The organism is Streptosporangium sp. NPDC000095, from assembly GCF_042899335.1.
Lineage (GTDB): Bacteria > Actinomycetota > Actinomycetes > Streptosporangiales > Streptosporangiaceae > Streptosporangium.
The window spans coordinates 1-21,423 of sequence record NZ_JBIAZS010000038.1 but is presented as its reverse complement, the minus strand read 5'-3'; the positions used below and the strand labels follow the sequence as shown (position 1 = coordinate 21,423).

Below are 21,423 nucleotides of genomic sequence, written 5' to 3'. Positions count from 1 at the left end.
GGATGGGGCGCAACGCGATGTTCGTGGCGCTGCTTTTGGGGATCATGATCCTCCAGGTGACCGTCGTCAACAGGCTGCCGCTGCCGGGGCATGCCGCGCCGGATCTGGTGTTGCTCGCCGTGGTGGGGTACGCGCTGGCACGCGGGGCCGCAGCTGGGGCCGTCATGGGCTTCGCCGCCGGCCTCGTCAGCGACCTGCTGCCGCCCGCGGCGCATCTGCTCGGGCACAACGCGCTCGTGTTCTGCCTCATCGGCTTCATGGCGGGACGGGCGGTGGAGAGCCGGCCGGCCGCGGGGCCGCTCGCGGCGCTGGCCTGCGCGATCGCCGGTCCCGTGGTCGCTCTGGTGACCGGCGCCCTGGTGGGGGATCCGCGGGCCGGTGTGTCCATGCTCACGGCGGTGCTGCCACAGGCGATGATCTACAACCTGCTCGCCGCGCCACCGGTGGTGTGGATGGTGCGGAGGGTGGTCAGGGGGCCGGAGCCACGTCTCATCCAGATGCCCCGCTCGGCCATGCGGAGTCGTGCATGAGGCCAGGTACGCGGCATCGTGCGCGGTGGGGTTCCCGGTGCGTACGCCGCGAGGGGTTCGGCGGGGCGTGGACAGGGGGTTTCCGCGAGGTGTGCGGGGAGGAGCGGTCATGGGCCTGATGCGGGGGCGCCTGGTCGTGGTGCAGGTGATCGTGGTGTCGATGCTGGCGTTGCTCGCGGTGCGGCTCTGGCAGGTGCAGGTGGTGAGTGGCCGGGAGTACGTGGAGGCCGCGACCGAGACGCGTACGCGTGATGTCGTCGTCCCCGCGGTGCGCGGACAGATCCTCGACGCGACGGGCCGTCCACTGGTGCGCAACCGGACCACCCTGGTGGTCTCGGTCGACCGCACCCGCCTGAATCGGATGGCGGGCAACGGCGAGGAGGTGATCAAGAGGCTGGCCGCCGTGCTCGGCCGCCGTCCCGGCGAGTTGCGGGAGCGGATCAGGGCGTGCGGGCCCGGGGTCGCCCGTCCGTGCTGGCCGGGATCCCCGTACCAGCCGATCCCCATCGACGTCGACGTGACCACGCGCGAGGCCCTGCAGATCCTGGAGCGGCAGGAGGAGTTCCCCGGCGTCACGGCCGAGGTGCAGGCCGTGCGGGAGTATCCGCGCAAGGGCGCGGGCGCGCAGGCGCTCGGCTACCTGCAGCCGATCACGCAGGAGGAGCTGGACAAGCGCGACGGGCTCAGGGCGGCGTTCTCCGGGGTCGACCTGGTGGGCAGGGACGGCCTGGAGTCGGTCTACGACGTGCCGCTGCGTGGGACGCCCGGGATGAGGCGGGTGCAGGTCGACCGGCTGGGCAAGGTCATCGGGGTGGAGCGGCACGTGCCGCCGATCCCGGGCGACACGCTCATCACCAGCATCGACGCCAGGGTGCAGACCTTGGCGGAGAAGGCGCTGGCCGAGGCGATGAAGGGTGCGCCCAAGGCGGACGGGGCGGCGGCGGTGGTGCTGGACGCGAAGACCAGCCGGGTGATCGCGCTGGCCAGCGCGCCGACGTATGATCCGGCGGTCTGGACCGGAGGCATCTCGGAGGCGGAGTACCAGCGGTTGCTGTCGGGCAAGACCGGCAAGCCACTGGTGTCGCGGGCGATCAAGGGCGAGTTCGCGCCCGGTTCGACGTTCAAGGTGTCGTCGGTGTCGGCGATGCTCAGGGACGGCTACCCACTGCACGGCAAGTACGACTGCCCGGGGTCCTACATGGTGGGCGACCGGCCGTTCAACAACTTCCGCGGCATCGGACTGGGCACCCTCGACCTGCACACGGCGCTGGTGAAGTCGTGCGACACGATCTTCTATCGGGCGGCGTACGAGCAGTGGTTGCGCGACGGCGGTCTCGATCCCAAGGGGAGGCCCAAGGAGCCGATGGCGAACATGGCGCGCGCCTTCGGGTTCGGCCGCCCCACGGGTGTCGATCTGCCTGGCGAGTCGCCGGGCAGGATTCCCGACCGGGCGTGGAAGAAGGCGCTCTGGGCGGTGACGAAGGAGGACAACTGCCGGCGGGCCAAGACCGGTTATCCGGAGGTGGCCAAGAGCAGCCCCAGCAGGGCGGCCTTCCTCAAACGGCTGGCGTACGAGAACTGCCTGGAGGGATTCCAGTGGCGGCCCGGTGACGCCGCCAACTTCTCCATCGGGCAGGGCGACGTGCTGGTGACGCCACTGCAGCTGGCGGCGGCCTACGCGGCACTGGTCGGGGACGGCAAGCTGCGCAGTCCCAGGGTGGCCTGGGCGCTGGTGCGTCCCGACGGGACCAAGGTCAAGGAGATCAAGGTGCCGGTGGTGGGTAAGTTGCCGATCACGCGGGAGGAGCGGGCCTACATCAAGGGGGCGTTGAGCGAGGTCGCCTCCGACGGCACCGCCGCAGGGGCCTTCGCGGGGTTCCCCATGGACAAGGTCAAGATCGGTGGGAAGACCGGCACCGCCGAGGTCTACGGCAAGGCCGACACGTCGTGGTTCGCCTCGTTCGCCCCGACGAACAACCCGCGGTTCGTGATCGTCGCCATGGTGTCCCAGGGCGGGATGGGCGGTCAGACCGCAGCTCCGGCGGTACGGAAGATCTACGAGGGCATCTACGGGTTCAAGCCTGACGGGAAACCGTCCTCCTCCATCCTGCCGGGCGGGCGCCCCGCGAGGGCGCTTCCGGTGATCGCCAAGGATGGGACGGTGTCGCGATGACCCCCGTATCGGCGGCGGTGACGTCCGCGAGTGAGGCCGCGTGAGTCGGGCGGCGCCGCCGAGGACGTCCCTCACCGGCCGGACGGTGGCGGCGATATCCACGGTGGGCCGGATGGACGGATTGATGCTGGTCGCCGTGGCCGCGCTCGCGGTGATCGGCACGATGCTCGTCTGGTCGTCGACCAGGACCTGGGCGCCCGGCTCGACCGGGCTGGTCAAGAAGCACATCCTCAACCTCGTCATCGGGGCCGTGCTGGCCGGCACGGCCGCGATGGTGGACCATCGGGCGCTGCGGCTCTTCGCGCCGCTGATCTACGGGGTGACGCTGATCGGGCTGATCCTGGTGATCACACCGCTTGGCAGCACCGTGAACGGCGCCCACTCATGGATCATGCTGGGGGGCGGTTTCGCGTTCCAGCCCTCCGAGTTCGCCAAACTGGGTCTGGTGCTGATGCTCGCCATGCTGCTGGCCCAGCCGGCCAGGGGCACCGACCGGCCGCGCAGCTTCGATGTCGTGATCGCGCTGGTGGTGTCCTCCTTCACCATGGGCCTGGTGATGCTCCAGCCCGACCTGGGCACCACGATGGTCATCGGGGTGATCACGGCCGGCACGATGGTCGTGGCGGGGGTCCGCAAGCGCTGGATCGCCGGGCTCACCCTCAGCGTGATCGGTGCGGGGGTGGCGGTGTGGCTCCTCGATGTCCTGGAGCCGTACCAGATCGCCCGGTTCACCGCGTTCCTCAACCCGGCCAGTGACCCGCGTGGCGTCGGCTACAACAGCACCCAGTCGCTGATCGCGATCGGATCGGGGGAGGTGTTCGGCAAGGGGTTGTTCGGGGGTGGCCAGACCACCGGCCGTTTCGTGCCCGAGCAGCACACCGACTTCGTCTTCACGGTGGCGGGGGAGGAGTTCGGATTCCTCGGCTCGGTCACTGTGGTGGCGCTGATCGGGGTGATCCTGCTGCGGGGGGTGCGGATCGCGCGCGAGTGCGACGACCGGTTCGGCGCGCTGATGGCCGGTTCGATCGTGTGCTGGCTGGCCTTCCAGTCGTTCGTCAACATCGGGATGACGATCGGGATCATGCCGATCACCGGCCTTCCCCTGCCGTTCGTCTCCTACGGCGGTACCGCCACCTTCGCCAACATGATCGCCTTCGGGCTGCTCCAGGCGATCCATATGCGCAGGCAACCGTCGTTCGGCTGAGGAGTCCGGGGTGCCCGTTCCGGCCCCGGCGCAGGGTGGCCCGCCTGTGGCACCCTCTCCAGGCGGATATTCTTGACGGCATGTCTGTCGAGTCGTTGTTTCCCCGCCTGGAAGCGCTCCTGCCCAGAGTGCAGAAGCCGATCCAGTATGTGGGGGGTGAGCTCAACTCGACCGTCAAGGACTGGGACGAGAGCACGGTCCGCTGGGCACTGATGTATCCGGACGCCTACGAGGTGGGCCTGCCCAACCAGGGTGTCCAGATCCTCTACGAGATCCTCAACGAGCTGCCGGAGACGCTGGCCGAGCGGACCTACGCGGTCTGGCCCGACCTCGAGGCGCTCATGCGTTCCGAGGGCGTGCCGCAGTTCACGGTCGACGCGCACCGGCCGGTGAGGGCGTTCGACGTGCTCGGGCTCTCCTTCTCGACCGAGCTCGGCTACACCAACATGCTGACCGCGCTGGATCTGGCGGGCATCCCGCTGGAGGCGGCCGACCGGGGCGACGACGACCCGATCGTGCTGGCCGGTGGGCACGCGGCGTTCAATCCCGAGCCGATCGCCGACTTCCTCGACGCCGCCGTGCTGGGCGACGGGGAGCAGGTCGCCATCGCGATCACCGAGGTGATCCGCGAGTGGAAGGCCGAGGGCTCGCCCGGCGGGCGCGACGAGCTGCTGATGCGGCTGGCCGAGTCCGGCGGGGTCTACGTGCCGAAGTTCTACGACGTCGACTACCACGCCGACGGCCGGATCCAGCGGGTCACGCCCAACAGGTCGGGGGTGCCGTGGCGGATCCACAAGCACACCGTGATGGATCTGGACGAGTGGCCCTATCCCAAGAAGCCGCTGGTCCCGCTGGCCGAGACCGTGCACGAGCGGTTCAGTGTGGAGATCTTCCGCGGCTGCACCCGTGGGTGCCGGTTCTGCCAGGCCGGCATGATCACCCGTCCGGTGCGCGAGCGTTCGATCACCACGATCGGCGACATGGTCGAGGCGGGCGTCAAGGCCTCCGGGTTCAACGAGGTCGGTCTGTTGTCGCTCTCCTCTGCGGACCACTCCGAGATCGGCGAGGTCGCCAAGGGGCTGGCCGACCGCTACGAGGGCACCAACACCTCCCTGTCGCTGCCCTCGACCCGGGTCGACGCCTTCAACATCGACCTGGCGAACGAGTTCTCCCGCAACGGCCGCCGCTCCGGTCTGACGTTCGCCCCGGAGGGCGGCTCGGAGCGGATGCGTAAGGTGATCAACAAGATGGTCACCGAGGAAGACCTGATCAGGACCGTCACCACCGCGTACACCCAGGGTTGGCGGCAGGTGAAGCTCTACTTCATGTGCGGCCTGCCCACCGAGGAGGACGCCGACGTCCTGGGCATCGCCGACCTGGCCAAGAAGGTCATCAAGGCGGGCCGGGAGGCCACCGGGTCGCGCGACGTCCGCTGCACGGTCTCCATCGGCGGTTTCGTTCCCAAGCCGCACACTCCGTTCCAGTGGGCCGGCCAGGCCGACCACGAGACGGTCGACCGCAGGCTGAAGGCGCTGAAGGAGGCTCTGCGGGGCGACAGGGAGTACGGCCGCGCCATCGGCCTGCGATACCACGACGGCAAGCCGTCGATCGTGGAGGGCCTGCTCTCCCGGGGTGACCGCCGGGTCGGCAAGGTCATCCGCGCGGTGTGGGCCGAGGGAGGCCGCTTCGACGGCTGGAGCGAGCACTTCTCCTACCAGCGCTGGATGGACGCCGCCGCCGCCGTGGGCGTCGACGTCGACTGGTACACCACGCGCGAGCGCGAGGAGAACGAGGTCCTGCCCTGGGACCATCTCGACGCCGGGCTCGACCGCGAGTGGCTCTGGCAGGACTGGCAGGACGCGGTCAACGACGTCGAGGTCGAGGACTGCCGCTGGACCCCGTGCTACGACTGCGGTGTCTGCCCCACGATGGGCACCGAGATCCAGATCGGGCCCACCGGGAAGAAGCTGCTGCCACTGACGGTTGTCTGAGGTGGGCGGTGCGTGAGCGCCGCCTCCGGAAACGACGACCACGATTCGGGAAGGACGACACCACCCTGAAACCCGCTCCTGACGGGCCGCCGCCCGCGCCCGTGGTGCAGCGCCTGCGCGTTCGCTACGCCAAGCGCGGCCGCCTGCGCTTCACCAGTCACCGTGACATCACCCGGGCCCTCGAACGGGCGGTCCGGAGAGCCGACGTCCCGGTGGCGTTCAGCGCGGGCTTCTCGCCCCACCCGAAGATCTCCTATGTGGGAGCGGCCGCCCCCACCGGGGTCGCCAGCGAGGCCGAATACTTCGAGATCAGCGTGACGCGTGAGTGTGATCCCGGCAGGCTGCGAGCCGCTCTGGACACCTCACTGCCTCCCGGTCTCGACGTGCTCGACGTCGTCGAGGCGGACTCCGCGAGCCTGGCCGACCGGATGGAGTGCTCGGCGTGGGAGCTGCGGCTTCGAGGAGCCGATTCCGCCCTCGCCGGGGCCGCGGTCGAGAAATTCCTCGCCACGGAACACGTCGAGGTCGAACGCCTTACGAAGAAGGGGATGCGGCGCTTCGACGCACGTGAAGCGGTGCTGAGCCTCACGGTATTTGAGGTAACAGAGACAACAGCAGGTCAGGCGTCCAGTCAGCCATGTGTCATACTTCGCATGGTTGTACGGCACGAAACTCCTGCCGTTCGACCCGACGACGTTCTCACTGGACTGCGTCTTGTGGCTGACTTCGCGCCGCCGGTGCCCCCCGAGGTGACCAGGCTGGCGCAGGGCCCGCTGGACGTTCACACCGGTGAGCCCGCCGATCCGTTCGGCCTGGACCGCGACATCACGCGCGGCGGCGAAGCGGAACCGGTGGGCAAGCACGTCGGCGGCGACATATAGGACTTGGCGCCGGGCCCCAGGCCTGGCGGACAGTGAGAGACGAGAGCTCCCGCGCGGCGCGGAGACGCGCCCGGGAGCTGAACGGGAGAGCGCCCGCATGCTCGACAACGAGCCCAACGCCGGGGTCAACAGCCCTGACGGGGACACGACAACAGAAGAGACACGACCGCCGACGACCCGTCGCAGGGCCGCGAGCAGGCCGGCCGGACCTCCACCGGAGCCGCCGGAGCCGGCCCCGGTGGTCACGGCACCGCCCGCACCGGTCGCGCAGACCGTGACGCCCGAGGTCCCCGAGACCTCCACGGTGGAGCCCACCGCGCCCGCGCCCAAGCGCGCCACCAGGCGCAAGACGGCGGTGGCGGACGGTGCGACCACCACCACGCGTCGTAGCCGCGCGAAGAAGCCGGCCGAGCCGGTCGCGGAGCCGGTCGCGGAGGTTGCGACCCCCGAGACCCCTGCGATCCCCGATGCACCCGTGACGGTCTCCCCGGCGCACCCCGTGGCGCCCGTCGCCGTACCGGATCCCTTCGCCGAGGCCGAGCCCGCGCCCCAGGAGGCGCCCGCGGCCCCCGCCAAGCGCACCCGTACGCGCAAGAAGGCCACGCCGCGCGAGGCGCCGCCGGTCGAGGCCGAGCAGAGCGTCCACGTGCCTCCCGCCGAGGTGGAGGAGGCCGAGGCGGAGCTCCTGCCGGCCGACGAGCCGCTCGACGACGAGCCCGCGGGCGAGGACATCATCGAGGAGCGTCCCGGCCTGTTCGCCGATCCCTTCGGCCTGGCCGCCAGGGAACGTTCCGAGGTGCCCTCGGTGACCTTCCAGGCACCCGCCGCGGTGTTCCAGCCGCTGTTCCAGGCCCCCGACCCGCAGCGGGCCGCACAGCCCGCCACGCGTCCCGCGCCGGTCCAGCCCGCCACTCCCGAGCCCGAGCCCGTCGAGGCGAGGGCCGACAAGGCCGACCGGGTCGAGAAGACCGAGAGGGCCGAGCTCGCCGAGGAGCCCGAGGACGACGACTCGGAAGGCGAGGGCGACGACGATGCGGGAGGTCGCCGGCGTCGGCGCCGCAGGGGCGGCCGGGGCCGCGGCAAGGCGCGCGACCTCGACGAGACCGAGGAGACCGAGGCCGAGCAGGACGACGAGGAGCAGGCCGAGGCCGAGCAGGACGACGAGGCCGAGAGCGGCAGCTCGCGCCGCCGTCGACGCAGGCGGCGCAGGGGCACGGACGAGTCCGGTGACGTCCCCGACGACCCGCCGAACACGGTGGTGCGCATCCGCGCGCCCCGTGCCGGCCGCGGCACCTCGGTGGACGAGGTGCAGAGCGTGCGCGGCTCGACCCGTCTGGAGGCGAAGAAGCAGCGTCGTCGCGAGGGTCGTGAGCTCGGCCGCAGGCGTCCGCCGATCATCACCGAGTCGGAGTTCCTGGCCCGCAGGGAGTCCGTCGAGCGCGTGATGGTGGTCCGCCGCACCGGCGGGCGCACCCAGATCGCGGTGCTGGAGGACGGCGTCCTCGTCGAGCACTACGTCAACCGCGAGGCGAGCCAGTCGTACGTGGGCAACGTCTATCTCGGCAAGGTGCAGAACGTGCTGCCGAGCATGGAGGCCGCGTTCGTCGACATCGGCAAGGGCCGCAACGCGGTCCTGTACGCCGGAGAGGTGAACTTCGACACCGCAGGGCTGGAAGGACAGCCCAAGCGGATCGAGGTGGCGCTGAAGTCCGGCCAGTCGGTGCTGGTGCAGGTCACCAAGGACCCGATGGGTCACAAGGGCGCCCGCCTGACGAGCCAGATCAGCCTGCCGGGACGTTACCTGGTCTACGTGCCCGACGGTTCGATGACCGGTATCAGCCGCAAGCTCCCCGACAAGGAGCGCACCCGCCTCAAGAGCATCCTGAAGAAGGTCATGCCGGAGAACGCGGGGGTCATCGTCCGTACGGCCGCCGAGGGTGCCTCGGAGGACGAGCTGGCTCGCGACGTGGCCAGGCTGTCGGCGCAGTGGGAGAACATCCAGCGCAAGGCCAAGTCGGCCAGCGCGCCCGAGCTGCTCTCCTCCGAGCCTGACCTGACCGTCCGGGTGGTCCGCGACGTGTTCAACGAGGACTTCGCCTCGCTGGTCGTCGCGGGGGACGTGTGGGAGACGGTCGACGAGTACGTCCGCTACGTCGCCCCGCATCTGGCCGACCGCCTCAGCAGGTGGGAGGAGGGCGGTGACGTCTTCGCCGCGTACCGGATCGACGAGCAGATCGCCAAGGCGATGGAGCGCAAGGTCTGGCTGCCCAGCGGCGGCTCGCTGGTGATCGACAGGACCGAGGCCATGACCGTGGTCGACGTCAACACCGGCAAGTTCACCGGTCAGGGCGGCAACCTCGAGGAGACCGTCACCCGCAACAACCTGGAGGCGGCCGAGGAGATCGTCCGCCAGCTCAGGTTGCGTGACATCGGCGGCATCATCGTCATCGACTTCATCGACATGGTGCTGGAGAACAACCGGGATCTGGTGCTGCGGCGGCTGCTGGAGTGCCTGGCCCGTGACCGTACCAAGCACCAGGTGGCCGAGGTGACCTCCCTCGGTCTGGTCCAGATGACGCGCAAGCGGGTCGGCCAGGGCCTCCTGGAGGCCTTCTCGACCACCTGTGAGTGCTGCAACGGCCGCGGCCTGCACGTCTCGTCGGAACCGGTCGAGGGCAAGCCCGAGCCGCGCGGCACCCAGGGCAAGATGGCCGTGGAGAAGGCCGTCGCGGAAAAGCTCGGCAAGGACGGTAACCACGCGGTGGCGGCCGGTGACCAGTCTGGGCGTGATACGGTGACCGATGCGCTTGATGGAGTCCAGCATGAGGACGGTCAGGCAGCACAGGCTTCTGGCCGGGGGCGGCGACGCTCCCGCAAGGCCAGGTCGGCCGATTAGACCCCGTCCCGCACAGGGACGGGGCCGAAGGCCGGCACCCCCGACGTTCCGCCCGGTTCGACCAGGACACCGTCAATCCGGTACCCTGGTGAACCGGTGCGCTCATGGCGCGCCCTGTTCGCGCGCCTACCCGGTACGTCATCAATGACCACAGCCGGATGCGGGGCGCAGCATCCAGCGAGCAAGCAGTCAGAAGAAGGGTTCCGCGGTGTACGCGATCGTTCGTTGCGGCGGCAGGCAGCAGAAGGTCTCCGTCGGTGACGTCCTTGAAGTGGACAAGGTCGCCGGCGAGGTCGGTTCCACGGTTTCGCTGCCGACGGTCCTCGTCGTCAACGACGGCGACGTGACCACCGAGGCGGGCAAGTTCACGGTTGCCGCCGAGATTCTCGGTGAGACCAAGGGTCCGAAGATCCGGATTCTGAAGTACAAGAACAAGTCGGGGTACAAGAAGCGCCAGGGTCACCGCCAGCGGTACACCCAGGTGAAGATCACCGGCATCGACCAGGCCTGAGTTTCGGGAGTTTTGCGAGATGGCACACAAGAAGGGCGCGTCGTCCACTCGGAACGGCCGCGACTCCAACGCCCAGCGGCTCGGTGTGAAGCGCTTCGGCGGTCAGCTGGTCAACGCCGGCGAGATCATCGTTCGTCAGCGCGGCACCCACTTTCACCCCGGCGACAACGTCGGCCGTGGCAGTGACGACACGCTGTTCGCGCTGGCCGCGGGCCACGTTCTGTTCGGTGTCAAGCGCGGACGCCGCGCGGTGAGCATCGTTCCGGTCGCGGAGTAGATTCGCGCCGACAGACGTTGAGGGCAGGGGTGGATCGCATTCAGCGGTCCACCCCTGTTCGCGTTTTCACCGGAATTTCCCGTAGATAGAGGTAGGAAAGTAGATATGCCGGACTTTGTGGACCAGGTGGTCCTGCACATCAAGGCCGGTGACGGGGGAAACGGCTGTGCCTCTGTCCATCGGGAGAAGTTCAAGCCGCTGGGCGGTCCCGACGGGGGCAACGGAGGCCGGGGCGGTGACGTGATCCTGGAGGTCGACGCCAACACGGCGACCCTGCTGGAGTATCACCGCCGCCCGCACCGCAAGGCCGACAACGGCAAGCAGGGGCAGGGTGCCAACCGTGACGGCGCCAACGGCGGCGACATCATCATCTCGGTGCCCGACGGCACCGTGGTCAAGAACGCCGCCACCGGCGAGGTCCTGATCGACCTGATCGGCGCGGGTACCCGCTACGTGATCGCCGAGGGCGGGCACGGCGGGCTCGGCAACGCCGCACTCGCCTCCGCCAAGCGCAAGGCCCCCGGATTCGCGCTGCTCGGTGAGCCGGGCGACGAGCTCGACGTCATGCTGGAGATGAAGAGCGTCGCCGACGTGGCGCTCGTCGGATTCCCCAGTGCGGGCAAGTCCTCCCTCATCGCCGCGCTCTCGGCCGCCCGCCCGAAGATCGCCGACTACCCGTTCACCACCCTGGTCCCCAACCTCGGGGTGGTCACCGCGGGCGAGACCGTCTTCACCGTCGCGGACGTGCCGGGACTGATCCCCGGCGCCTCGGAGGGCAAGGGGCTGGGGCACGAGTTCCTGCGCCACGTCGAGCGCTGCAACACGCTCGTGCACGTGATCGACTGCGCCACGATGGAGCCGGGCCGTGACCCGATCAGCGACTACGAGGCGATCGAGGCCGAGCTGGCCGCGTACGGCAAGCTGGAGGACCGGCCGCGCCTGGCGGTGCTCAACAAGTCCGACGTGCCCGATGCCCGCGAGCTGGCGGAGATCGTGACGCCGATGCTCCAGGAGCGGGGACTGCGGGTCTTCTCGATCTCCGCGGCCACCCATGACGGACTCAAGGAACTGACCTACGCCATGGGGGAGATGGTCGCCGCCGCGAGGGCCGCCGCTCCGATCCCGGAGCCGACCCGCCTGGTCATCAGGCCCAAGCAGCACGGTGACGCGGGATTCGCCGTCCGCAGGATCGACGACCACACCTTCCAGGTCACCGGGGTGAGGCCGGAGCGGTGGATCCGCCAGACCGACTTCACCAACGACGAGGCCGTGGGCTACCTGGCCGACCGGCTGGAGCGGCTCGGCGTCGAGGAGGAGCTCACCAAGGCCGGGGCGAAGGCCGGAGCCGAGGTGATCATCGGCTCCATGGAGAGCGGACACATCTTCGACTGGCAGCCGACGCTCAACGCCGAGGCCGTACGTCAGGGGCCGCGCGGATCGGACAACCGGCTCGGCTAGCGAGGGCCTCGCGAGGGCGCCTCGGCGCGCGTCCCGTGTGCTTCCCGCCCCGTCCGGGCGGCTCGGATAACCTGATCTTCCAAGTGATCATCTTTGAGAGGTGCGTGTCGTGGACTCTGCGCGCGAACGGATCCGTACGGCTTCGCGCCTTGTCGTGAAGGTGGGTTCGTCCTCGCTCACCACCCCGCGGGGGATGATCGACGTCGACCGGGTGGACGCCCTGGTCGACGTGCTCGCCGCCCGGCGCAAGGCCGGCACCCAGATCGTGCTGGTCTCCTCCGGCGCGATCGCGGCGGGTCTCGGTCCGCTGGGCCTGCCCGCCAGGCCGCGCGACCTCGCCACCCAGCAGGCCGCCGCCTCGGTCGGCCAGGGCGTGCTGGTGGCTCGATACACCTCCTCCTTCGCCCGGTACGGCCTGCGGGTCGGCCAGGTTCTGCTGACCGCCGACGACATGATGCGCCGCTCGCACCACGTCAACGCCGAGCGCACGCTGGCCCGGCTGCTGGAGCTGGGCATCGTCCCCGTGGTCAACGAGAACGACACCGTGGCCACCGACGAGATCCGCTTCGGCGACAACGACCGGCTCGCCGCGCTGGTCGCCCACCTGACCAGGGCCGATGCGCTGGTGCTGCTGTCGGATGTGGACGCGCTCTACGACGGCGACCCCCGTCGTCCCGGCGCCCGCAGGCTCGCCGACGTACGCGGGCCCGAGGACCTCGTCGGGGTGGAGCTCGGCAAGGGCGGGGCGGTCGGCACCGGAGGCATGATCACCAAGGTGCAGGCCGCCAAGATCGCTACAGGGGCGGGTGTGCCCGTGGTGCTCACCGCCGCCGCGCACGCGGCCCAGGCGCTCGCGGGAACCGACGTCGGCACCTACTTCCACCCCGGTGGGCGTCACCCGGGCACCCGCCTGCTCTGGCTGGCCCACGCCACCACGGGTCGTGGACGCCTCCACCTGGACTCCGGCGCCGTCGAGGCGGTGGTGAGCCGCCGCAAGTCGCTGCTCCCGGCGGGGGTCACCTCCGTCGAGGGCGAGTTCGCGGCGGGCGATCCGGTGGACCTGTGCGGGCCGCTCGGCCGGGTGGTCGCGCGTGGCCTGGTCAACTTCGACGCGGGGGAGATTCCGGGGCTGCTCGGGCGCTCCACCCGGGAGCTGGCGGCGAGCCTGGGGCCCGAGTACGAACGAGAGCTGATCCACCGCGACGACATCGTCATACTGGAATCCCACAACTAGTTTTTTGGAGCGCGAGATGTCCGAGGACTTCCTGAAGGTGGCCTTGGCGGCCAAAGAGGCCGCCGCGGAGCTGGCCCCGCTGCCGAGGGCGCCGAAGGACGCCGCGCTCCGGGTGATGGCCGACGCGCTGGTGGCCGCGTCCGCCGAGATCGTCGCGGCCAACGCGCTCGATGTGGAGAGGGCGCGGGAGAGCGGGATCTCCGAGTACATGATCGACCGTCTTCGTCTCGACGAGGCCAGGATCGAGGCGATCGCCGAGGCGGTCCGTCAGGTCGCCGACCTGCCCGACCCCGTCGGCGAGGTGATCCGGGGCAACACGCTGCCCAACGGGCTGGAGCTGCGCCAGCTCCGGGTCCCGCTCGGCGTGATCGGCATCATCTACGAGGGCCGCCCCAACGTGACCGTGGACGCCGCGGCGCTCTGCCTCAAGAGCGGCAACGCCACCCTGCTGCGCGGCTCGTCCAGCGCGTACGAGTCGAACACGGTCCTCGTCAGGATCATGCAGGAGGCGCTGGCGGGCACCCGGGTGCCCGCCGGAGCCGTCCAGCTGGTCCCCGGGCAGAGCCGCGACTCGGCCAAGGAACTCATGAGGGCCCGCGGCCTGGTCGATGTGCTGATTCCGCGCGGCGGCGCCTCGCTGATCAACTCGGTGGTGGAGGAGTCCACCGTCCCGGTGATCGAGACCGGCGTGGGCAACTGCCACGTCTACGTCGACGCCGACGCCGATCTGGACCTCGCGATCCAGATCCTGATCAACGCCAAGGTTCAGCGGCCCTCGGTGTGCAACTCCGCCGAGACGCTCCTGGTGCACGCGGCCGTGGCCGACACCTTCGTGCCGCGAGCGCTGGCCGCGCTGGCGGCGGAGGGCGTCACGGTGCACGGCGACGCGCGCGTCGCGGCGTACGGCGATGTGGTGCCCGCCGGGGAGGAGGACTTCCGGATGGAGTACCTCTCGCTGGACATCGCCGCCGCCGTGGTCGACTCGCTGGAGGAGGCGGTCGCGCACATCAGGAAGTACGGCTCGGCGCACACCGACGCGATCGTCACGCGCTCGGTCAGCGCCTCCCGCAGGTTCGTCGCGCTGGTCGACTCCGCGGCCGTGGCGGTCAACGCCTCGACCAGGTTCACCGACGGCGGGGAGTTCGGCTTCGGCGCGGAGATCGGCATCTCCACCCAGAAGCTGCACGCGCGGGGCCCCATGGGCCTGCCGGAGCTGACCTCGACCAAGTGGGTCTACACCGGTGAAGGTCATCTGCGCACGGCCGAGGGTACGGTCCTCGCCTCACCCGAGTCCGCGTCCCGATAAGTCGCTCCCGCGGGGCCCCGGACGTCGCGACGCGGCCTTCCGGGTGCCCCGTGAGCCGTTCCTCGGGCCCGGGGCGCACCGCCCGGACCCGGCGAATCCCGCAGCCGCAGGGTCTTTCGCTCTTCCGGATCTTTCTGGGAGTCCGGCGTGCCGCCGGGAAAACGTCACACTCGCCCGCTATGGTGTGGTCTCCTATGGCTGGAGAGCAGGGAAGCGAGCGGGAGTGAGCGACCCGATAGGCGCGGCGGTCCCTGACCCATGTGGCCGACGCAGGAGGTCACGTGGGTCGTCTCGGGCGGGTCGGTCCCTATACGTTGCTGGAACGTCTTGGCCGGGGGGGAATGGGCGAGGTCTACCTCGCCTCCAGCCGCCGGGGTGACAGGGTCGCGCTCAAGGTGCTCCACGACGTCCACGACCCGGGCTCCGAGGCCCGGGTGCGTCTGGAGCGAGAGGTCCGTGCCCTGCGCAGGGTCGAGAGCCCCTACGTCGCCCGCGTCGTCGACGCCGATCTCGACGGTGACCGGCCCTACCTGGTCATGGAGCACATCGAGGGAGACACCCTCCTGGATCGGGTGCGCCGCGACGGTTGCCTGGAGGGCGCCGGCCTGCTCAGTGTCGCGCAGGGCCTCGCCATCGCCCTGTCGATCATCCACGCGGCCGGGGTCGTGCACCGCGACCTCAAACCCGCCAACGTGGTGGTCAACGGGGACGACGAGCCCGTCCTCATCGACTTCGGCATCGCCCACGTCCTGGACGCCACCCGGCTCACCCTGACCGGCACCTTCCTGGGCACCCCCGGCTACGCCGCCCCCGAACTGTTCGCGGACGAGCACGTGGGCGAGCCCGCGGACGTGCACGCCTGGGCGGCCACCGTCGCCTTCGCCGCGACCGGCCGTCCCACCTTCGGCGGAGGCACCGTCGAGGCACAGATGTACGCGATCCTCAACGGCCAGGCCGACCTTGAGGGCGTCCCGGCGGCTCTGCTGCCGTTGATCCGCGCGGCCCTGCACCGCGAGCCGGCCAAGCGCCCCACCGCGGCACTCCTCACCAGCCGCCTGGGCCGCCTGGTGAGGACGATCCCGTCCGAGGCGGGGGCGGTCAGGAAACCGGGCACCCTCGCGGGGGAGAAGCCCGGCCAGGGCAGGAAGCAGGAAGGCCGCTCCAGGTCCGGCACCAAGGGCGAGGAGCCCGTCAAGAGCGGGCGGGCGGCCAGGGCGGAGACCGGCAGAGGAAGGTCGTCCGTTCCCACGGACGGAGCGGTGCGTCCGCCCCGGTCCCCGGCCGACACGGACGGCGCGCCGCGCGGGGGGAGGGCGGTGCCCGCCGGTGAGACGGCCCGTGCGGCCCGGGCGCTCCCGGCGCCCGGTGAGGCGTCCCGTGGCGGGCGCCCGGCCGCCGCGGTCGGCGAGGCGCCCCGTGGCCGCTCTGCCCCCGCGAGCGGTGAGACACCTCGCGGGGCACGCGCGGCCGCCACGACAGGTGAGACGTCCAGGACCGGGCGGGCCCCCGCGGCCGCGGAGACGTCGCGTGGCGGGCGTCCAGCCGCCGCGGCGGGCAGAGCCGTCCGGCGGCGCCAAACCGGTAAGGGGCGGGGCGGGGCGGCCGGAGAACTCCAGGGCGGGGGCAGGGCGGGGCCGTTGCCCGCGGGCAACGCGGCGCTGCTACTGCTGGCGGTGCTGGCCGTGCCGTGCGTCGTGGCCACGGTCATCTGGCCGCCGGCCACCTTCGCCGTCACCGGGCTGTTCGCCACGCTGGCCCGTACGCTGTGGGCCGGGCACTGGCTGGTCAGGAAGCGTAAGTCGGCCAGGACCCGGGCGGTCCTGCGTGTGCTGGGCTTTCCACTGACCTTCGTCGTCTCGCTGCTGACCGCCCTCGCGTGGCCGGGGCTGCCGGCGGCGGCCCTCGCCGGGGGCGCGCTCTGGCTGAGCCTCGGCGGCTCGCTGCCCCCGGACTGGTGGGCGCATCCCGCCCCGGTCGCCGTCGCCGGCGTCGTGTTCGGCGTCGTCTGCGGAGGCATCCTCGGCCGGGAGATCGAGCGGATCGGTGCCGAGCTCGTCGAACTCCGCAAGGAGGGCCTGCGCGCGCTCGCCGTACTGGGCGGGTTCGTCGCCCTGTGCTCCGCGGCCGTACGCGCGATCGCCCTCCTCGTGTAAAGGTCTCTGACGCGGGCGTTCCTCGCCGAGGCGGGACGCGTGCGGGCTAGCCGACCTTGGCGGGGGTGGCGACCCAGGTGTTGCAGGAGGCGGGGTCGCCGGTGGTGTAGCCGAGTTTCGTCCAGGCGGCGCGGTTGACACCCTTTCCGGATATCCGGGGCCCGCCCTTGAGATCACCGTTGTGCCTCAGGGACCGCAGCAGTTGGTTCCAGTCCTTGGCCCCCCGGTTCAGGGAGGACCAGACACTCCGGATGAACACGCCGCTCAGGCAGTCGGTCTGCAGGTTGGAGCGGCGGATCTGCTCGTTCATTTCGTTCTTGTTCGCGTACGGGGCATCTTCGAACGCCTTCTCGATGCCGGTGAGCCCCAGCAGATGTGTGCCGTACAGCAGTCCCGTCATGTGGAGCAACCAGAGGTCGTCGGCATCGGTGAGCCAGTCCTGGCCGATCTGCACCGTCATTGTCCGCGATGTGGAGCAGTAGTAGACCTGCGACTTCGCCGTGGGATCCACGTCAAGGCCGCAGTAGCCGGCGGGCACCTTGTTGACGAACTTGAGTTTCGGCCTGCCGAACGGCAGCCCGGCGGCCTTGAAATGCCCTCCCCACGCGGTGTTCAGACAGTCGGTGACTGCCGCGATGTATCTCCTGGCCAGCGTTCGGTCGTTGTCTTTCATCGGTGTCTCCGCGCACCTGGTGTCGGCGAGCTTGCCGGAGGTGTAGAAGGGGTTCTTCGTCAGAACAGGATCCTTGATCGGGTAGGCGTTCGCCGTACCCGTGAGAACCATTCCGGCCGCCCCGACCATAGCAATGATCATTCGAATTCTCATGGGGCACGATAATAGGACAGCATCGGATTGAATCCGGCCTGAATGAAAAAAGGGCCCGGAGCGGTCCCCGGGCCCTTTTGGTGGAGCTTCTGATTAATTTCCATCGCGGCGGGAGAAGCGGTTGAAGATACGCTCTCCGGCGTTGACGGCGCCTTCCGCGACGTCGCGCAGGACGCCGATGAACGGGTCCTGGGACTGCGACCAGGATTCACGGTAGGAGCGGGCGGCCGCCTTGACCTCTTCGGAGATCTTCGCGTTGGCGTCGTCGGTGCGGCGGGGGTATTCACCGGCGAGGATCGCCTCGTACTCGCCGCTGCGGCGCCACTTGTCGAGCTCGGCGACGCGCGAGACGGCGAACGGGTGGGTGGTGCCCAGCAGGTTGAGGACCTTGAGCAGGCCGTCACGGACGTCGCCCGCCGTGTCGTACTCCCTGGCCTGGTCGAGGAAGGCCTCGATGTTCATCTCGTGCAGGCGCGAGCCGCCGGCGAGCTTCATCAGGGCGCGCAGTGCCGCGTCGGAGTCCTGGCCGCAGAGCAGGCCGCCTCGGTCGGCGGAGAGCTCGGACTTGCGGTGCCACTCCTCCAGGCCGGCCACGATCGCGCGCAGGCCGATGTAGCCGAGCGGGATCCAGGCCACGCGGGTGGCGAGACGGGTCAGGATGTCGAGCATGGTCCGGTAGACCGCGTGGCCCGACAGGATGTGGGCGGTCTCGTGGCCGATGACGAAGCGCTGCTCCTCTGAGTCCATCAGGTCGAGGAGACCGGTCGTGACGACGATGAACGGGTCGTCGAAACCGATCGCCTTCGCCTGCACCAGCGGGCTCTGCTGCACGTAGACCTCGGGAATGCGGTGGAGGTCGAGCGTGTAGGCGGCGTCGCGGCCCATGTCGTGCAGCGAGCGGAACTGGGTCTCGCTGGTGCGCACGGCCGAGGCGAGGTAGATCAGGCGCAGGCGGCGCTCGCTGACCAGGCCGGACATCTGCTTGAGCACCGTGTCGAACCCGCTGAGCGACCGGAGGGCGACCAGCGCGGACCGATCGGCAGGATGTTCGTAGGCGCGCGAGCTGATGCCGGGAAGCTGCACGCGGTTGCGATCCGGGGTGGTGGTCATGTCCGGCATGCTACGTCGGGTCCGCCTGCCACGCGCGGGGGGTGATTAAAAGCTGTGTACGGCTTGCACGTATGGTCCGTTTCATGATGAACGTGCCTACGGGCAAGGGGAAGCGACGTCTGGGCGTCATGGGCGGGACCTTCGACCCGATCCATCACGGTCACCTGGTCGCGGCCAGTGAGGTCGCTCACCATTTCGATCTTGACGAGGTGGTCTTCGTGCCGACGGGACAGCCGTGGCAGAAGGCCGACAAGATCGTCTCGGCCGCCGAGGACCGCTATCTCATGACGGTCATCGCCACCGCCTCCAACCCCAGGTTCTCGGTGAGCCGCGTCGACATCGACCGTCCGGGTCCCACCTTCACCATCGACACGCTCCGGGAGATCTCCGCCGCCTGGGGGCCCGATGTGGATCTCTACTTCATCACCGGGGCCGACGCGCTCGCCCAGATCCTGAGCTGGCGCGACGTCGACGAGCTGTTCACCATCGCGCACTTCGTGGGTGCCACCAGGCCCGGCCACGTCCTGCACGACCCCGGCCTGCCCGACGGCAAGGTGAGCCTGGTGGAGATCCCGGCGCTGGCCATCTCGTCGTCGGAGTGTCGCCAGCGGGTGGCCTCCGGGGAGCCCATCTGGTATCTCGTCCCCGACGGCATCGTCCAGTACATCAACAAGCGCGGTCTGTACGGCGACACGGCGGCCAGACCTTCCGGTGGCCGGTGAGCGGGGGCCGATTTTGATGAAATTCGCTATGATTCGAGAAATTTGCGTGGGACGAGTATCCGCGGCTCATCCGGCATGATCGCCGACCGCGCGGGCCGTGCCCGTCCCACCCGAGATCGACGAACGCGGCCCCGCCCGCCGAGGACGCCCCTGATCAGGGCGGCAATTCGTTTGCGGTGCGGAATCGGGTGACACACGATAGGCGTTGTCCAACAGGCGGCTCTTCAACAAGCGCCGAATCGGGCACCCTGATAGGTGACAGCGCCGACTAGCAGGAGGACTGACCCACACCGTGACAGCAACAGAAAGATCCATCCAGCTCGTCAGGCTCGCCGCCGAGGCGGCGGCGGACAAACTGGCCGATGACATTCTCGCCTACGACGTGAGCGACCAGCTCGTCATCACCGACGCGTTCGTGCTCTGCTCCGCCACCAACGACCGTCAGGTCCGCGCCATCGTCGACGAGATCGAGGACCGGCTGCGAATCGCGGCCGACGCCAAGCCCGTCCGCCGCGAGGGTGAGCGCGAGGGCCGCTGGGTCCTGCTGGACTACATCGACATCGTCGTGCACGTCCAGCACGAGGAGGACCGCACCTTCTACGCGCTGGAGCGCCTGTGGAAGGACTGCCCCTCCATCTCGCTGCCGGACAGCGTGACCCAGGTCGCCGCCCAGCGCGCCCGCGGGACGGTAGCTGAGTGAGTCGCCGCGTCGTCTGCCTCAGGCATGGCCAGACGCTGTGGAACGTCGAGCACCGCTTCCAGGGCCACAGCGACATCCCCCTTGACGAGACCGGGATCGCGCAGGCCACCCGCGCGGCCTCGCTGCTCGCCGCTCTCCGCCCGAGCAGGATCGTCTCCTCCGATCTCCAGCGCGCCTTCGACACCGCCTCGGCGCTGGGCCGCGTCACGCGCCTGGACGTCAGTGTCGACAAGGATCTGCGAGAGCGGGGCGGAGGCCAGTGGGAAGGGCTCACCCGGGAGGAGATCTTCAAGAGGTGGCCCCGGGAGTTCGCCGACTGGGAGGCGCCGGGCGGTGAGGCGGTCACCGACGTCGCCGACAGGGTCTCCTCGGCCATCCGCCGCTGGGCGGCGGAGATCGACTCCGACGGCCTGCTGGTCGTCGCCTCCCACGGGGCGGCGATCCGGCTCGGTATCGCCAAGCTCATGAACCTGCCGCAGGAGCTCTGGCCCGCCCTGGGAGGTCTCGGAAACTGCTCGTGGTCGGTGCTGGAGGAGGGGCGTAAGGGCTGGCGTCTGCTGGAGCACAACGCGGGGACCCTCCCCGAGCCGGTCAGCAGCGACGACAACCCCGAGGTCACCCAGGATTGACCTTCGGGCGGCGCGGCTTGCGCCCCGGTGGCGGGCGCGGGCCGTGTGGTCGTCGATTAGGTGAACACGCCGGTGTCCTTATATGCTTCCCGAGCGCCGCAACGAGAGCACTCGAAGCGGTGACCAGGGGCTATGGCGCAGCTGGTAGCGCGCCTCCATGGCATGGAGGAGGTCTGGGGTTCGAATCCCCATAGCTCCACCCACGGACGGATGATCGGATCGTCGGCGCGGTGAGCGCCGGTGGGAGGTCGCCCGCGATCTCCCTGACAAGGCCACCCTTCGGGTGGCCTTGTTTCGTTCAGGGGCGTGTCGCGGGCACGTCCGGGCACCGTACCTCCTGGTATGGTCGGGGCGTGAGTGCGGCGCGTGACCGTTGGTTGGACGAGGGCATCCGGGTGCTGGCCGCCGAGGGGGCCTCGGGGGTGCGCATCGACCGGATCGCCGCCCGCCTGGGATTGTCCAAGGGGTCCTTTCACCACCATTTCGATGGTGCCGAGGGATACAAGCGCGACCTGCTGGCGTACTTCGAGCGTTTGTCCGTCGAGGCGTTCGACCGGGCGATCGCCGAGGTCGAGACGCAGGGTGACGCGCGAGCCGTCCTCGGGAGGCTGACCGAGCTGATCCGGTCGCGGGATACGGGGCTCTACCGACCGCAACTGGAGGCCGCGGTACGTGCCTGGTCGATGTCGGATCCCGGCGTGGGGGGGGGGGGGGGGGGCCCCCCCCCCCCCCTTTTTTTTTTTTTGTCCCCCCCGGGGGCGGGCCCCCGGGGCGCGCGGGCCGGGCCGGGCCGGCGCGCCGCGGCCACCCAAACACAGGGCC

General features: G+C 70.0%; 18 protein-coding genes and 1 tRNA gene. 17 read left to right on the top strand and 2 right to left on the bottom strand.

Annotated elements, in window-relative coordinates:
• Positions 1 to 2: 2 nt before the first annotated feature.
• From mreD to ACFY3V_RS39455, 12 genes are all read left to right on the top strand, one after another.
• The gene (gene mreD, locus ACFY3V_RS39510; RefSeq protein ID WP_389780439.1) at positions 3 to 530 is read left to right on the top strand and encodes a rod shape-determining protein MreD; all 528 of its coding nucleotides are present in this window, start codon (positions 3 to 5) and stop codon (positions 528 to 530) included.
• A gap of 109 nt (positions 531 to 639) precedes the next feature.
• Positions 640 to 2,703 carry a penicillin-binding protein 2 gene (gene mrdA / locus ACFY3V_RS39505; protein WP_362907265.1) on the top strand — a complete coding sequence of 688 codons (2,064 nt, stop codon included), beginning with the start codon at positions 640 to 642 and terminating at the stop codon, positions 2,701 to 2,703.
• 112 nt (positions 2,704 to 2,815) lie between these two features.
• Positions 2,816 to 3,907 carry a rod shape-determining protein RodA gene (gene rodA, locus ACFY3V_RS39500; protein ID WP_389780437.1) on the top strand — a complete coding sequence of 364 codons (1,092 nt, stop codon included), beginning with the start codon at positions 2,816 to 2,818 and terminating at the stop codon, positions 3,905 to 3,907.
• A gap of 80 nt (positions 3,908 to 3,987) precedes the next feature.
• Entirely contained in the window at positions 3,988 to 5,898 is a 1,911-nt protein-coding gene (locus ACFY3V_RS39495; RefSeq protein WP_362907261.1) for a TIGR03960 family B12-binding radical SAM protein, read from the top strand.
• Between the two features lie 101 nt (positions 5,899 to 5,999).
• Positions 6,000 to 6,779 carry a TIGR03936 family radical SAM-associated protein gene (locus ACFY3V_RS39490; protein WP_389780446.1) on the top strand — a complete coding sequence of 260 codons (780 nt, stop codon included), beginning with the start codon at positions 6,000 to 6,002 and terminating at the stop codon, positions 6,777 to 6,779.
• Positions 6,780 to 6,876: 97 nt separating this feature from the next.
• Positions 6,877 to 9,675 carry an Rne/Rng family ribonuclease gene (locus ACFY3V_RS39485; protein ID WP_389780435.1) on the top strand — a complete coding sequence of 933 codons (2,799 nt, stop codon included), beginning with the start codon at positions 6,877 to 6,879 and terminating at the stop codon, positions 9,673 to 9,675.
• A 208-nt stretch (positions 9,676 to 9,883) separates the two neighbouring features.
• On the top strand, positions 9,884 to 10,186 hold the full coding sequence (gene rplU / locus ACFY3V_RS39480; protein WP_030924785.1) for a 50S ribosomal protein L21: 303 nt from the start codon (positions 9,884 to 9,886) through the stop codon (positions 10,184 to 10,186).
• A 19-nt stretch (positions 10,187 to 10,205) separates the two neighbouring features.
• A complete protein-coding gene (gene rpmA, locus ACFY3V_RS39475) occupies positions 10,206 to 10,463 on the top strand; it encodes a 50S ribosomal protein L27 (protein WP_030924780.1) in 258 nt (85 codons plus the stop codon).
• 105 nt (positions 10,464 to 10,568) lie between these two features.
• Positions 10,569 to 11,921: a GTPase ObgE gene (obgE, locus tag ACFY3V_RS39470; protein WP_350945815.1), complete on the top strand. Its 1,353-nt coding sequence runs from the start codon at positions 10,569 to 10,571 to the stop codon at positions 11,919 to 11,921.
• Between the two features lie 109 nt (positions 11,922 to 12,030).
• Complete coding sequence (proB, locus tag ACFY3V_RS39465) at positions 12,031 to 13,155, top strand: glutamate 5-kinase (protein ID WP_362907255.1); 1,125 nt, start codon at positions 12,031 to 12,033, stop codon at positions 13,153 to 13,155.
• A gap of 16 nt (positions 13,156 to 13,171) precedes the next feature.
• Positions 13,172 to 14,461 (top strand): glutamate-5-semialdehyde dehydrogenase, encoded by a 1,290-nt coding sequence (locus tag ACFY3V_RS39460; protein WP_350945817.1) that lies wholly within the window; start codon positions 13,172 to 13,174, stop codon positions 14,459 to 14,461.
• A gap of 281 nt (positions 14,462 to 14,742) precedes the next feature.
• Positions 14,743 to 16,614 (top strand): protein kinase, encoded by a 1,872-nt coding sequence (locus ACFY3V_RS39455; RefSeq protein WP_362907252.1) that lies wholly within the window; start codon positions 14,743 to 14,745, stop codon positions 16,612 to 16,614.
• 46 nt (positions 16,615 to 16,660) lie between these two features.
• Here the strand turns inward: ACFY3V_RS39455 and ACFY3V_RS39450 are convergent, their stop codons facing one another.
• Positions 16,661 to 17,440: a neutral zinc metallopeptidase gene (locus ACFY3V_RS39450; RefSeq protein WP_389780431.1), complete on the bottom strand. Its 780-nt coding sequence runs from the start codon at positions 17,438 to 17,440 to the stop codon at positions 16,661 to 16,663.
• Between the two features lie 93 nt (positions 17,441 to 17,533).
• Positions 17,534 to 18,559, bottom strand: a complete 1,026-nt coding sequence (locus ACFY3V_RS39445; RefSeq protein WP_362907250.1) for a M48 family metallopeptidase — start codon at positions 18,557 to 18,559, stop codon at positions 17,534 to 17,536.
• 74 nt (positions 18,560 to 18,633) lie between these two features.
• Here ACFY3V_RS39445 and nadD point away from each other — a divergent pair, with 74 nt between their 5' ends.
• From nadD to ACFY3V_RS39420, 5 genes are all read left to right on the top strand, one after another.
• Complete coding sequence (nadD, locus tag ACFY3V_RS39440; protein WP_350945820.1) at positions 18,634 to 19,272, top strand: nicotinate-nucleotide adenylyltransferase; 639 nt, start codon at positions 18,634 to 18,636, stop codon at positions 19,270 to 19,272.
• A 292-nt stretch (positions 19,273 to 19,564) separates the two neighbouring features.
• The gene (gene rsfS / locus ACFY3V_RS39435) at positions 19,565 to 19,972 is read left to right on the top strand and encodes a ribosome silencing factor (protein ID WP_362907247.1); all 408 of its coding nucleotides are present in this window, start codon (positions 19,565 to 19,567) and stop codon (positions 19,970 to 19,972) included.
• Positions 19,969 to 20,601 carry a histidine phosphatase family protein gene (locus ACFY3V_RS39430; RefSeq protein ID WP_362907245.1) on the top strand — a complete coding sequence of 211 codons (633 nt, stop codon included), beginning with the start codon at positions 19,969 to 19,971 and terminating at the stop codon, positions 20,599 to 20,601. Before rsfS ends, ACFY3V_RS39430 begins: the two co-directional genes overlap by 4 nt.
• Before the next feature lie 126 nt (positions 20,602 to 20,727).
• A tRNA-Ala gene (locus tag ACFY3V_RS39425) sits at positions 20,728 to 20,800 on the top strand.
• 154 nt (positions 20,801 to 20,954) lie between these two features.
• Positions 20,955 to 21,423, top strand: a 469-nt coding sequence (locus tag ACFY3V_RS39420) for a TetR/AcrR family transcriptional regulator (RefSeq protein ID WP_389780427.1), incomplete at its 3' end; no start/stop codon positions are given.